Below are 13,545 nucleotides of genomic sequence, written 5' to 3'. Positions count from 1 at the left end.
GCCAGGGCACATGTTGGGCGCGCTACAGTTTCCGCGCTGACATCCGAATCCGGGCGGCATTGACCCGCGTGCCGCCCTCTCCCTTTTCTGTCACTGCGGGCAGCATGCGTTCGATACACCGGTCCAAGCGCATAGCAGACCGCGCGAATCACGCGCCCCCGCAGCGCCCTCAGGGCGCCTCCACCTCATAGCCCAGCGCACGCAAGCGCGCGGCATAGCCGTCGGAGGCGGTCAGCCGGCTGATCGGCAACACCGCAAAGGTGCTGCGGTTGCGCTGCAGTGCCTGCGTGGCGATCTCCAGCCAATGCTGGCGCAGCCGGCCTTCCAGATCGTTGATGCCGCGCTTCTTGGCCACGCCGGTGCTGGCCATCGCCCCCATGCACGCGGCTTGCGGGTCGGCACGCGGCAACTGGCGCAGCGTTTCGATGTCGCCTACCGACCAGGCATTGGCGCGTTCCACCATCGTCGGCAAATCGCGTTCGACGGTCACCAGGATGCTGCGGAAGCACGCAGTGTCGTCCATACCGCCCGCACGGAAATCCTTGATCGCCTGGCGCGGGTTGTCGATCTTGTATTCGAGCGTGGTCGAGGTCGGCTTGATGCCGGCACGCTTGGCAGCGCGCTCCACCACCGACCAGATCACCGGCGAGCGGGCCAGGCCAGAGCGTTTGAGCGCAGACTGATACAGCTCGCCGGCAGCCAGCATCGGCCGCTTGCGCTCCACGCCACGGTCGCGCCCCATGTAACGCGCCTTGGCGACAGTCCAGCGCGCATACAACTCAGGCGGCAGCACATCGCGCAGCTCGCGCCCGTCTTCGTTCTTCATCGCCTTCATCGCGGCCGGCACCAGGGCCAGCTTGCCGAACATGCCAACGTCGGCATCCACCTGCACCATCGGCGCCATCAGCACCTGCTGCGATTGGCCGATGATGGTTTCGACCTCGGTCGCTTGCCACTCCAGGTCTTTGGGCAATGGCGACAATGTGCCCAGGATCCACAGCACGTGGTCGCCCTTGCTGACCTTCCACAGGCCGGGGCCGGGTTGCTGCCCGCGCACCACCATGGCCTCCAGATCGACCACCGTTGGCGGCACTGCCGGCGCCTGCACGGCCACCTCGACGGCACACGCCAGCATCGGTGCCAACAACGACACCACCACCATTCCTGCCCGCCACACCACCCCCCTGCGCTGCATCACGTACCGCCTCCCGGTTGGAACGCGGACACTACGCGAACGCGGCCCCACACGCGTTAGGGAAGCGTTGGAGGCCCTGGCGCGGCGCCTTCGGCAACCAATGCGGCCAGCTGCGCCGCCAGCGGCGAGCCGTCTTCGAGCAGCGCGAAACCTTCCCAGACAAACCCTGGCGAAACCGTGCAGCCCACCAGGGTGAAGTCCCCCAGCGAGCGCGCCGCCTGCCAGCAGCCGGCCGGCACCACGTGCATGGCGTCGCCACGCTCTGCAGCGTCCAGCACTTCGCGCCGCAACTGCCCGCTCGCTTCGTCGAAGATCAGCAACTCGAGCGGCGCACCTTGCTGCCAGTGCCAGCACTCCTCGGCATCCACCCGATGCCAGCGACTGGCTTCGCCTGCGCACAACAAGAAGCGGATGGCGGTCAGCGCCGGACGCCGCGGCGCACCGCTGTCATCCAGCACCTGGCGAGTCGACGCATACACGCGTCGGTAGTGGCCGCCCTCCGGATGGGGGGCAAGGTCCAATGTTCGAATCAGCGCGGCGGCGGTTGGATGCATGTCCGCATGCTAGGCCACACACCGCCGCCGTGCATCACGCCAGCTGTTTGCCCGCACGCAGGCAGGTGCGGAAGAACACCAACAGATCCCAGCTATAGCGCTTGAGCAACCGGCGCGGCTCGTTGAGCAGCCGGTACATCCATTCCATATGCAGACGGCGCACCCAGTTGGGCGCACGCTTGGCGGTGCCGGAGAGGAAGTCCAGCAAGGCGCCCACGCCGAACACCAGCGGCACCTGCAAGGCCTCGCTGTGGTCGAGGATCCACCGCTCCTGCAGCGGGTTGCCGAAGGCCACCAGCAGCACATCGGCGCCGGAGCGATTGATGCGCTCGGCAAGGCCCTCGCCCGCCGCCGCAAATTCGCCATACCCATCGCACATGCCCACGACCTGCTGGCCCAGCGTTCCGGTCAAGGTCGCCGCGGCGGTCTTGCCCACACTCGGGCGGCCGCCAAGCAGAAAGAACTTGAGCGGCTGCGCGGCCTCGCGGCAGAGGTACGGAATCAGGTCGGTGCCGTTGAGGTTGCCGGCGAATCGGCGGCCATGGATCAGGCGCGCCGCCAGATCCATGCCGATCCCATCGTTGACGATGCGCACTGCCGGCGCCTGCATGCGCGCGCGCAGTGCCTGGCACTGCACGATGAAGTTGGTGTTCGCGAAAAACACCCGCCGCGGCTGATGCGCGGCCAGCGCATGGAACAGATCCAGCGCGAAGGCTTCCTGCGTGGTCGACAACACCGGGAAGCCGCCCAGCGGAATCACCACCCCTTGCGCAGGTGTCGCTGGACTCACCGTTGCCGTCTCCACACCTGCTGGCTGGCCATGCATTGTCGTTTCACCACAAATCGTAAGGGAACGCAGCCAGCAATCCTGCCTGCAAGCGTTCAAGATCGAAACTGCCGTTGCCGCCCAGTTCCATGCATTCTTCCACGCTGTGGCCGGCATGCCATTGCATGCGCCCGGTGCCGTGGTAGTAGTCGTCGTACTTGAAACGGTCTTCGCCGTTACCCCAGTCCAGATACACCGCCGGGATGCCATAGGCTTCGGCAAGGATCAGGCCGTGCAGCGAACTGCTGATGACAAACTCCGCGCCCAGCAGCGCACTCATGAAGGTGGCCGGCTTGACGTTGGGAAACACCAGATGCTCGGCGTAGGCGCTGTACTTCTCAACCGGCTCGTTGAAGTGCGGCACGATCGCGAACGGGCGCTTGGTCACCGGGCCCAGGGCGTCGGCGGGGAAAAACATCGGGGTCAGCAATCCCGGATCTCCGTAGACCTCTGGCACTGCGATGCCACGTTCCAGCAAAAACGCGCGGGTCTTGGGACCGCGTACCGCGCGTACGTCCAGCGTGCTGAACGTATTGCGCTCGGACGGAATCTTGCCGTTGATACCGCTTCCCCACACGGTGTCGCCATCTTTGGCGAAATGCAGCACCGACCCGGTTGCGATCAGCTTCTGCCGCAAATCGCGTTTTTCCAGAAGTGTCTTGTCCTGCAACGCCAACACGCACGACACGATCACCTTCGACAGGTGATCCCCCATGTTCACGCCACCGTTTTTGGGCTGCCACCAGAACAATGCGCGACGTTCCGCGCGTTCCACCCATTTCTGCAGTAAAGCGTTGGCCATGACAGGGATCCTCCTTCAAACGTGATCAAAAAAGCGCCGCCTCAATGTGAGAGCGCTGCCTCCGAAGAGAGCTGCGGCGCGGCGGTGGGGGGGTGCGGATAAAGACGGGTTTCCGGGTACGCCCGTGGATCGAGCACGCGGTCAGTGGTGTCGGACCAGTTGAGACACTGGCGGTAACGTACACGCGGTGCTTCCAGTGCCTGGGTAATGGCGGCAATCACCGAATCGGCATTGCCCGGCGTGTACCCGAAGCGCGATTTGTACGGCCCCACCACGGCATTCGGGCACACCGCCGGCAGGCCGAAAAAGTCGTATTGCAGCAATTTCATCGAGCTGTCCGCCAGATACACCGGCACCTGCTCGGACGCGTAAGGCGCAATGCCGAAACGTGCGTGCTTGATATAGCCAATCGTCTGCGCGTGCTTCATTTCGCCATAGACAATGACATTGTCGCCGTAGCCCGGATGGCGGCCCATCCCGGAGCCGATCACATGGAAGGTCACCTGCGGAAAGGCCTTGCTGGCAACGACGAAAAATTCAGGATCAAACAGCATCGACCCGACTGCAACTGCATGGATGCCCTCGGCATACGGCGACGGGTCGCCGAGCTGATCGAGGTTGTGGTCCACGCCGTGGCCTACATGGAAGACGTTGTCGCGGCTCGCTACTTCTGCGGCCATCGCGGGCGACACCAAGGCAATGACGTCCAGCGTCGGAGCCACGCGGTCGAACTCGCGCTCGATGTAAGACGCCACGTTGATGGTGCTCAGCCCATCCGACGCGCGATAGACCAGTTTGGCAGCCGGATTGACCCGCTTGGCAAGCTCGATGAATGCGACGGCGATTCCGCTTTCAAACACGATGACATCGGACTCGCGCATCCAGTCCAGCAACTGCTTTGGCGGATGCGCGGCATACCAGCGGAACATGGCATCTTCCACAGGACGCAGCCAGCTCCGGCGTGTATTGAATGGATGCACTGTCGTGCGCCATAGGTAACAGTCCACACCGTTGTGCGAGACAACGGTATTTGCGGTGTCATCCAGCGGCAGGCGCATATCTCCCTTCATGCGGGAGAGTCTGCTGTATCGCAACGAAAAAAAACGCGTCGTGCCACGCAAAGCCAACTGATCGGTGATGAAATGGATGTTAGCCCGACGTGGCGTGCGGAAATCGTGAGCAGACAAGACCAGATAGCAGGGACGGCGAATACCGGAAGCTGGAGCTGCGGGAGAGACGCTCATAGGCCGTGTCCTTTGCAAGAGTGGGAAGTTTCGAAGTCCAACATTCCAGTACCGCAGCGCAGTGTCATCGGCGCGCCTTCGCCTGCGTGAGCAGCTTGCGGATATTGACGATAGCGACCACGTCACGCCGGAATCCCGGCCATGCCAATGCGAGCAGACAGACCAGCGCCATCGCGCCGGCGCCGACCAGCAGCTGCTGCCACAATGGACCACCGACAGTGACCGATGCGTAATAAGCGCAGCCGCCGGCGATACCGTAGGCCACCAGCGCACGCATGGCATTGACGAACAACGCACCGACCGGTGCGTCCGTGATCTTGCCGATCCAGACCAGCGACAGCGGCCAGATCAACAGCAGGCCGAATGAGTAGCCGATCGCCACGCCCATGGCCCCCCAGCGGGAGCCAACAAAAATGCAGGCGATGAGCAGGATGCGACCGACCAACGAATACACCAACTGCTCGCGCATCAACCCCTTCGACAGGAACACCCAGTAGGTTGCGTACGACGCCGTCTGGAAGATACCGCCCAGCGTCAACACCTGAAACAGCGGCACCGCTTCCCGCCACTGCTCACCCAGCACCAGGACGATGAGCGGCATGGCCAGTGCACAGGCAAACGCGAACAGCGCAAAGATCAAATGCACCATGACCGTCTGGCCGCGCAACAGAAAAGCGCTGTAGCGCTCGCGCTCATCCTGCAATTGCGACAACACCGGCAGCGCCACACTAGTCGCAGGCGCATTGATCTGATTCAACGGCATCATCAACAACTGGAAGGCACGGTTGTACAGACCCAGCGCGTCGGGCCCGGTCCTCCAGCCGATGATCACCTGGCCAACGTTGCGGCTCGCATAGCCGAGCAGCTGCGCCGCCATCAGGTTCCAGCCAAAGCTCATGAAATCGCGCATCGGCGCCTGCCGCGCGTACCCGCGCGGCAACCAGCGTGCACATGCGCCAGCGATGATCAGGTTCACGATGGCCTGCACCACCTGCTGCACGATCAACGCCCAGTAGCCCCAGCCGGCCAAGGCGGCCGCAACTGCAGCACCCAACCCCAACACCTGCGAACCCACATCGCTCAGCGCTACCTGACCGAAGCGCAGCCCCCGACTGAGGTGTGCGCGGTATTGGGTGGTCATCCCGTTGAGCAGGAAGGTCACCGCCAATGCCTGCGAAATCGTCACCAATGCGGGCTCGTGATAAAAGTCCGCAATCCAGTGCGCGCTGGCGAACACCACCACCGACAGCATCAGACCGATGCCGCTATTGATCCAGAACAGGTTGTCGCGTTGCTCGCGGCTGACATGTTTCGCCTGGACGGCGGCTGCGGAGAGACCGAAGTCGCGCAGGATTTCGGCGGCCCCCACGATGGCGGTCACCATGGCCATCAAGCCGTAGTCGTACGGCGTCAACAAGCGTGCCAGCAGCACGATGCCGCCGAACTGCACGATCATCTTGGCCGACTGCCCGATCATGGTCACGGCGGCGCCGCCAGCGGCACGCGACCCGAGGCTGCGCGGCGGCGGTGTTGGGGAAGTCATGGTCGATGTCTCTGCGGTCACAGCGCGGCGTCTCCATCCTTGCCGAGCGCTTCCAGGTAGGTGCGATAGTGCAATTGCCCGATCCGTGGCCAATCACGTTGTGAAAGATCGGGCGCCGGGCCACGCGGCGCGGCGCGCACCTGATCGAGCATGCCGCTCAACAACGCCGCATCGAACTCGCCTTCGTACAGGAACACCCAGCCCGGACCCACCTCTTCGGCGATCGCGGCGTTCGATTCGCTCCACGGCGCAAGCACGGGCCGCGCCAACGACAACGCCAGCAGCAAGGTGCCGGAGTTGTGCATCTGCTTGTATGGCAGTACCACCAGTTCGCAGGCACTGACTTCGCGCGCGAGCACCGGCTCCTCGACATAGGCCAGCAGTGCACTGATACGTGCATCCTGCGCGCAGGCGGTTTCGACCAGCGTGCGCATCTGCGGCGTCGCCGGGTTGCCGACGATGCGCAGGCTCAGGCGCGGGTCCTGCACATCGCGCATGACGTCGAGCAACACCTCAACGCCCTTGTACGGCCGGATCAATCCAAAATGCAGCAGCCGACCAGGCACCGTGGTGCCCTGCTCCATCGTCGCGAACCAGTCGCGGTAATGGCCGTGCAGGATGGTGTCGGTGAACGGCGGCCGCACCGGTGTAGTGGCGTTGATGCGGATCCAGCGCCGCGTGAGCTGATCGATCCAGCGCAGCAGCGCGCGCTCCCGCCAGCCGCGGTCTTCATGCGGCGCCAGGTTGTGCAGGGTGCGTACCACCGGCGTGCCGGTCAGCTGCAACTTCATCAGCAGCAAGGCAGCGCAGGCCTGCTTGGCCAGCGTGCCCATCTTGCTGGGATGGCGCAGCAGATATTCCGGCCAGTGCAGATGCAGCACGTCGTAGCGCGACAACAACGCATCGCGCATCGAAAAGAAGCGCGGCTGTACCGCGTCCGGCAGCGCATCGTAGAGCTGGGTGAGATACGGGTTGGTGTTGGCGTTCGGCTTTTCGGTGGAGAACAGCACCGTGATCCGGGGCGCCGCAGCAGCGCGCGTCACTGGCAGCGAAGCAGACGCGCTCATCGCACGGCCTCCTGCGTACGTGGTGTTCCCAGCGCAACGTGGTACTCATCGATATAACGCCCCACCACGTGCCGCCAGTCGTAGCGCGCCACATACGCCATGGTCGCCGTGCGGCGCGCATCGAAATCCGCATCGGCCTGCAGCGCCAATGCTTGCACGCTGTCGGCCGCGGCCTGAATCCTGTCGCGATTGACGATCACACCCTGTCCGGACTCGGTGGCAAGCCGCACGAACGGCGGAATGTCGCTGAGAATCGGGATCAACCCCGCGCTCATCGCTTCCACCGCCGCAATCCCAAACCCCTCATGCCGCGACAGGCACACGAAGAACTGCGCCTGCTGCATCAACGCGCACAACTGCTGCTGCGATGGCGACATGCTCAGCTGCACCTTGTCCTGCAAACCGCGTTCGGCGATGGCCTTGCGCAGATCCGCCTCATTCAAATCGTACTCGCGCCCGGCGATGATCAAGCGCCACTGCGGATCACGCGTGAGCGCAGCCTGCAGCAGCTCAAGCGTTTCGATCAGGCCCTTGTTTACCGACCAACGCCCGAAATACAGCATGGTCCGTCCCGGCGCTCGAGCGCCCTGCCCTGCATACTTCTCCACGTCGACACCGTTCTCGATCACCCGCAAGCGCGACGGCGCAACCACCTTGGCGAACAGATCGCCGTCATTCTCGCTAGTGGCGATCACACGCGCATAGGCCAGCGCAGAAGTACGCGTCAGCGTCTGAAACCAGATCTGCTTCATGCGCGACGCATAGGCAGTGTGGAAAAACCCGCCATGCGTCGAGACCACCATCGGCTTGCCGTGCAGCGGCTTGGTCAACGCCAGGTAGTCGTAGAAAAAATCGATGCCATGCAGGTGCACCACGTCCGCCGAACGGATCGCCCCCAGCACCGACGGCGCGATCGGGTACCGCGATGAACCACGATAGCCGATGCGAGTGATCGGCAACCCCTGATGGACCTCGTGCTGCGCCAGTTGCGCAGAGGGATCGGTGAACACACGATCCAACGTCACGATCTCAACCGTGTCGGCACTGTTGGCCTGATGCTGACGTGCCACGTTCAGCACGACTTCCTCCATCCCCCCGATCGATGGATGGAACTGGCGGACCACATGCACGACTTTCATTGCGCCGATCTCCTTTGCCGGTGACTCACACGAACACGCCACATCGACTGATGATTCTGAAAATGTCTCACTTGCGTTTCAATCCCAACATCCAGGGCGCGGCGCGCACCAGCACGGCACGCATGGGAATGCAGGCAGCGATGGCAAAGGCGCAGAGAGCCAGCGCCCAGACAGGTGTACCGATGAGTTTGCGATCGATCACCCCGGTTCGCACCACGACACTGGTCACGACCAGAAACACCAACGTGTGCGTGCCAAGGATCAGCAGCGTATTGGCACCGATCCAACGCAGCCAGCGCCACCCTTGCATGAAGTAGGCAATGCACAACGTCATTGCTGTACCCAGCAGGCTTGCGATCAGGAACAGGAGCGACGATTTTCCGAACTGAAGATTATTGACATCCACCTGCCCGTTCATGGCTGCAACGCCTCCCCAGGCCACTGCCAGGACCGGCAGCGCGACAGCCCACACCACCGCGGGAAGCGAACGCACTCTCTCTGCGAAGCGTGACAGCCATGCGCCGACTGCAATGAAGAACAGCGCGACCGGCAGCACATCCAGTGCAAACGGAAGGCGCAGCCGCAGCCCTGGGAACCAACGCGTCCACGCCCACACAACCAGCAAGCTGCAGACCGCGAGCACTGCGGCGCTCAGGTCTTCGCGCAGTGCCAGGTAGACAACGGTGGCGACAAACAGTGCGGGGAGAAACCACAAGGCCGGGAGCACATACAAGCTGGATCCATTGGCCCACAGCAATCCAACAAACGGATGCCACCAGGGGTGGCCAGCCCAGGACTGGGATGTGCCGTTGAGCACTGCGCTCAGTATCCAGTAGCCGTAAGCCACCAGAAAAAAGCTGACGTAGGGAATCAGCAGCGTGCGCGCAAGCTTTCCCACCGTCTTCCGGCCAAATGCACGACGCCCGAAGCGTTCACCGACCCAGCCGGAAAGAACGAAAAACAGAGGCACATGGAAGCTGTAGGCAAACAGCTTGTAGGCAGGTGGCATGCCACTGGCGTGCCCCAGCGCGACCAGAATGATCGCAAGAGCCTTGGCCACGTCGATCTGCCAGTCGCGCTCCGCGACAGGCGAGGCGATTGTGTCGACGCGACCGGCAGTGATCGCAGCCGTCGTCATGCCGACACCGGACGTGCACCCAAGGTCCAGGGGGCAAAACGCATCAGAAACCAGCGCAGCGGAACGCTGGCGACCAGCGCAAAAAGCGTCACGAAGATGGCCCAACCAAGGCCTGGGCGCGCCCCGCCAAACCCACCCGCCAAGGCCGCAACACCAGACAGTACAAAGAAGACCAGCATGTGCGTGCACAGGATCAGCAAGGTGTTGCGCCCGATCCACTGCAGCCATGTCCATTCCTGCACCATGCGCGCCGCGCAGATCACCATCAACGAACCCGCCACTGCACTCAACAGGAATACGGCATGCTGCCTTCCGAATTCCAGCATGTTGACATCGATGCGGCCGTTGACCCCGGCCAGCCAGGCAACCAATGCTGCCAGCACTACGGTGACCAACGCGCTACCAGGCAAGGAGGTTGGAAGATACGGCGATACGTGGATCAGCAGCGCGCCCAGTGCGTAGAAGCACAGCGACACCGGTAGCACATCCAGGCCCCAGAACAATCGCATGTGCTGGAGCGGAAACCAGTTCATCCAGAACCAGGCGAGAACAACTGCGACAGCCGCAATGACCAGTGGCGGCATCCAGCGCCGCAACAGAACGTAGCCAATCACGGTGACCAGCATCACCGGCAGGAACCACAGCGGCGGCTGCACATACAGATCCGGGCCGACGCCGGTAAACATCGACACGATCGGCTCCCACCACGGGTGGCTCCCCCAACGTGCAGCTTTCTCGCCGATGTTGCGCGTCAACAGCCAGTACACATATCCAAGCAGATAGAACACGACATAGGGCAGCAACAGACCACGTGCCTGCTTGGTGATTGTCTGCAGCAGGCTGGTTGTGCGCGAGGCATAACCGGCAGCCAGCCAACCCGACACGAGGAAGAAAAGCGGAACGTGAAAGCTGTAGGCAAACAGGGTCATGCCGTGCGGCACGCCTTTTGCGTGGCAGAACACCACCAGCAATATCGCGATCGCCTTGGTCGCATCGATACGTGGATCGCGGCTACGGCCGCTCGCGAAGGCACGCGCGCCGGCAGCCTGCACAGGCGCCGACGTCCTCGATGCCCCTGTCACCGTATTCACCGCGGCGCTCCTGCGGGCAACGGCACATGCACGCCGTTGTCCGTTGGTTCTTCCTTGCTTTCGTCGCGCACCGGCACGGCTGACGCTGCTGGCATCAAGTGCCACATGCAGCCGCAGACAAACCACCACAGCGCCGATGTCTTGATCGAGAAATAGCCGTTAGACACCAACAGGCTCAGTGCAAAGGCAAACATCGCCTGGTTTTTGAACAACTGCCCTTCCTTGCTCGGCATCAGCAGCAGGAACGAATAAGACAGCAGGAACGCCAGCACGCCGACAATCGACTGCGAAGCAATAAAGTAAGAAATACCGCTGTCGAAATACCGGTAGGCCTGCGCAAAATCCAGGCCCATCCACGACTCGAACGATAGATTGTTCATCGAATTCACAGTGAAGAAGATGCGCCCCATCGTGGTGTCCTGGTAGGCCGTAATCCCGGTCATCCACACCAGCAGCCAGGCAGAGGCGATCACAAACAGGAACAACAGGAACGCCAACCGCTGATCCATCCGTTTCAATAACGGCGACAGCAGCACCATCAGCACGCAGGTGCCGGCAGCCAGTCGACCGTCGGATGCCACAATCATGAAGCCGATCAGTCCAATAGACAGAATCAGCATCGACGGCCGCATCCAGCGCCAGAACGTCAATACGATCGCGGTGAAGAAGCAGATGTAATTGCCCATCGTCACCGGCTCGATGAACCAGGAAGAGGCGCGTGGCAGGTTCGAGCCTGGGAGGAAGTTGCGCTCACCGGGTCGTGTGGCACTGACGAACAGATTGCTGTCCTCGTTCCAGAACCCTTCTGCACTCATGCCGCGCGCATTGACAAAGAAGCTCTTCGGGTTGACCAGATCGCCATAAGCCGAGGGCATCGCCAGCTCGAACGCAGCGACCAATGACACGATGATCGTCATGCGTACGAACAGCTTGGGTAGCGAGCCGGTGTAAGCAGACCCCAGCACGACAAATGCAAAGACCACCAGTGCATCGCGGAAGAACTTGGGGTCGATCTGCCAGTTGACCAGGAAACGCACGAACATCAGCGTCACGATCAAGCCTAGCCCGCCGAAGATCATCGCGATGCGCTGTCGGCTCATCGAGCCCAGCCCGAGCAGGAAACAGGCTGCGTAGACCAGAAATTCCACTGCATATGTGATCACCGGACGTACGGTGAACACGTTGGCGTTGATCAACGCCAGCAGCAGGTTGTAGCCCACGCCGGTCAGCAGGGTCAGCTCGATCAGCGCGTTGTGCCAACGCACCCGCGTCTGCTCGCTCATTTGAATCAGCATGTCAGCGCCCGCGAGAGAAAGGCGGCTGCGATGCAGCCGCCCGCGGCGCAAGGTGCGCCAGGTCGCACACTCCCCACCGTCATCAGTACGCGGTCTTCTGTCCGAGCACGCGCACGGCCGTCAGCACGATGATGCGGATATCCAGCCACAGCGACCAACGACGGATGTAGTCAAGGTCGTACTGGATGCGCTTCTTCATCGTCCGCAGCTCCGGGGTCTCACCACGGAAACCATTGACCTGCGCCCAACCGGTAATCCCCGGCTTGACGTAGTGACGCTGCATGTAATGGTTGATCAGCTTTTCATAGTGCGTGTTGTGCTGCGCGGCGTGCGGGCGCGGGCCCACGATCGACATGCTGCCACCCAAGACATTGAAGATCTGCGGCAGCTCGTCCAGGCTGCTGCGGCGCAGGAAACTGCCGAAGCGCGTAATTCGCGTGTCGTTCTTGGTCGCCTGCTGAATCGTGGTGCCATGATCGTCATGCACCCGCATCGAGCGGAACTTGAACATGTAGAACTCGCGGCCACCGAGGCCGTGGCGGCGCTGGCGGAAGAACACCGGGCCGGGCGAGCTCATCTTCACGCCTACCGCAATGGCCAGCATCAGCGGCCACAGGCCCATCAGCGCAATCACCGCCAGGATCTTGTCCTGCAGCGCCTTGGCGACCACGAAGTAGTTGTCACGATCCACGCCACCCTGACGCAGGTTGATCACCGGCACGCTGCCGATCTGCTCGGCAGACTGGTTCAACAGGCCGAAGTCGAACAGGTCGGGCACCAGCTTCACGTTGATCGGGTAGCGATCCAGGCGCTGCAGCAGCTGCTTGATGTGGTCGCGCTCGCCGAGCGGCAACGAGATCCACACCTGCTCCACCTGATTGTTCTTCAGGTACTCGATCAGCTCATCGGGATCACCCAGGCACGGCAGACCCTGGCGCTGTTCGGCCACGGCCAGATCGTACGGCGTGCGGAAATAGCCAACCATGTTCATACCGACCCAGGGATTACGGCTCAGGTAATGACTGATCTTCATCACCGGATGACGCAGGCCCACTACCACCACACGCTGGACATCCACTCCCTGCGTGCGCAGGTGATTGAGGAAGCCACGCAGCAAGGTGCGTGCGGCCACCAGCGACACCAGGCCGCCGACGAACCACAGGCCGACCCAACCACGCGACACCTGCTCACCCACCTGCACGATCAGGGCATGCACCGCGAACAGCGCAAACACACCGCCGAATGCGCCACCCAGCACCATCAGCTCACTCAGCAATCCACGGCCGCGCCAGCTGCGATACAGCGGGAACAACGCAAAGCAGATGACCGAGTACAACAACGTTGTCGCAATCGCGACCCGATAAGGCGCTGCGGGTACCCAGGTACCGAAAACGATGCGGTATGCGATCAGTCCGGACGCAACGACCATGGTCAGGTCGAACACGCGCAGGACCAGGTCGGCGGCTGCCGAATATTTGGACAACAATCGCGGCGAGGATGTCGTGTAAGTCGCGCTACTCAAGTCTGCCAAAAGCATGGGGATGTCCTCCAAACTCGATACGGCGCATGCGGGGGAACATACGAATCGCACGCGAGCTTTCAATCATCCTGTCGTCCGATCACCGCGGTAATACCTACCGACCCCAGATCG

Annotated in this window: 12 protein-coding genes; all 12 read right to left on the bottom strand. The window is 62.4% G+C overall.

Annotated features, from left to right (window positions below):
- Positions 1-169 precede the first annotated feature (169 nt).
- The 12 genes from ACD584_RS17320 to ACD584_RS17265 all read right to left on the bottom strand — a co-directional run bounded on the left by ACD584_RS17320 (position 170) and on the right by ACD584_RS17265 (position 13,431).
- Positions 170-1,195 (bottom strand): TraB/GumN family protein, encoded by a 1,026-nt coding sequence (locus ACD584_RS17320; RefSeq protein ID WP_175611842.1) that lies wholly within the window; start codon positions 1,193-1,195, stop codon positions 170-172.
- A 56-nt stretch (positions 1,196-1,251) separates the two neighbouring features.
- Positions 1,252-1,749, bottom strand: coding sequence for a cupin domain-containing protein (locus tag ACD584_RS17315; protein WP_076036798.1), 498 nt, complete (start codon positions 1,747-1,749; stop codon positions 1,252-1,254).
- Between the two features lie 34 nt (positions 1,750-1,783).
- Positions 1,784-2,575: a WecB/TagA/CpsF family glycosyltransferase gene (locus tag ACD584_RS17310; protein ID WP_076036797.1), complete on the bottom strand. Its 792-nt coding sequence runs from the start codon at positions 2,573-2,575 to the stop codon at positions 1,784-1,786.
- Positions 2,576-2,582: 7 nt separating this feature from the next.
- Positions 2,583-3,377: a polysaccharide pyruvyl transferase family protein gene (locus ACD584_RS17305; RefSeq protein ID WP_070690900.1), complete on the bottom strand. Its 795-nt coding sequence runs from the start codon at positions 3,375-3,377 to the stop codon at positions 2,583-2,585.
- A 41-nt stretch (positions 3,378-3,418) separates the two neighbouring features.
- A complete protein-coding gene (locus tag ACD584_RS17300; RefSeq protein ID WP_011037586.1) occupies positions 3,419-4,621 on the bottom strand; it encodes a glycosyltransferase in 1,203 nt (400 codons plus the stop codon).
- Between the two features lie 64 nt (positions 4,622-4,685).
- Entirely contained in the window at positions 4,686-6,164 is a 1,479-nt protein-coding gene (locus tag ACD584_RS17295) for a lipopolysaccharide biosynthesis protein (RefSeq protein ID WP_029216896.1), read from the bottom strand.
- 17 nt (positions 6,165-6,181) lie between these two features.
- The gene (locus tag ACD584_RS17290; RefSeq protein WP_076036796.1) at positions 6,182-7,231 is read right to left on the bottom strand and encodes a glycosyltransferase; all 1,050 of its coding nucleotides are present in this window, start codon (positions 7,229-7,231) and stop codon (positions 6,182-6,184) included.
- Positions 7,228-8,370 carry a glycosyltransferase family 4 protein gene (locus tag ACD584_RS17285; protein WP_076036795.1) on the bottom strand — a complete coding sequence of 381 codons (1,143 nt, stop codon included), beginning with the start codon at positions 8,368-8,370 and terminating at the stop codon, positions 7,228-7,230. Before ACD584_RS17285 ends, ACD584_RS17290 begins: the two co-directional genes overlap by 4 nt.
- A gap of 67 nt (positions 8,371-8,437) precedes the next feature.
- Positions 8,438-9,508, bottom strand: a complete 1,071-nt coding sequence (locus ACD584_RS17280; protein ID WP_076036794.1) for an acyltransferase family protein — start codon at positions 9,506-9,508, stop codon at positions 8,438-8,440.
- A complete protein-coding gene (locus ACD584_RS17275) occupies positions 9,505-10,560 on the bottom strand; it encodes an acyltransferase family protein (RefSeq protein ID WP_170873839.1) in 1,056 nt (351 codons plus the stop codon). The genes ACD584_RS17280 and ACD584_RS17275 overlap by 4 nt, the downstream gene beginning before the upstream one ends.
- Positions 10,561-10,595: 35 nt before the next feature.
- A complete protein-coding gene (locus ACD584_RS17270; RefSeq protein ID WP_070690886.1) occupies positions 10,596-11,882 on the bottom strand; it encodes a polysaccharide biosynthesis protein GumE in 1,287 nt (428 codons plus the stop codon).
- A gap of 94 nt (positions 11,883-11,976) precedes the next feature.
- Positions 11,977-13,431 carry an undecaprenyl-phosphate glucose phosphotransferase gene (locus ACD584_RS17265; protein ID WP_012438018.1) on the bottom strand — a complete coding sequence of 485 codons (1,455 nt, stop codon included), beginning with the start codon at positions 13,429-13,431 and terminating at the stop codon, positions 11,977-11,979.
- Between the last annotated feature and the right edge of the window lie 114 nt (positions 13,432-13,545).

It is taken from the genome of Xanthomonas sp. NCPPB 2922 (assembly GCF_041520885.1).
Classification (GTDB): domain Bacteria; phylum Pseudomonadota; class Gammaproteobacteria; order Xanthomonadales; family Xanthomonadaceae; genus Xanthomonas; species Xanthomonas campestris.
The sequence above is the reverse complement of the archived record's forward strand: the minus strand, read 5'-3'. Positions and strand labels throughout refer to the sequence as shown.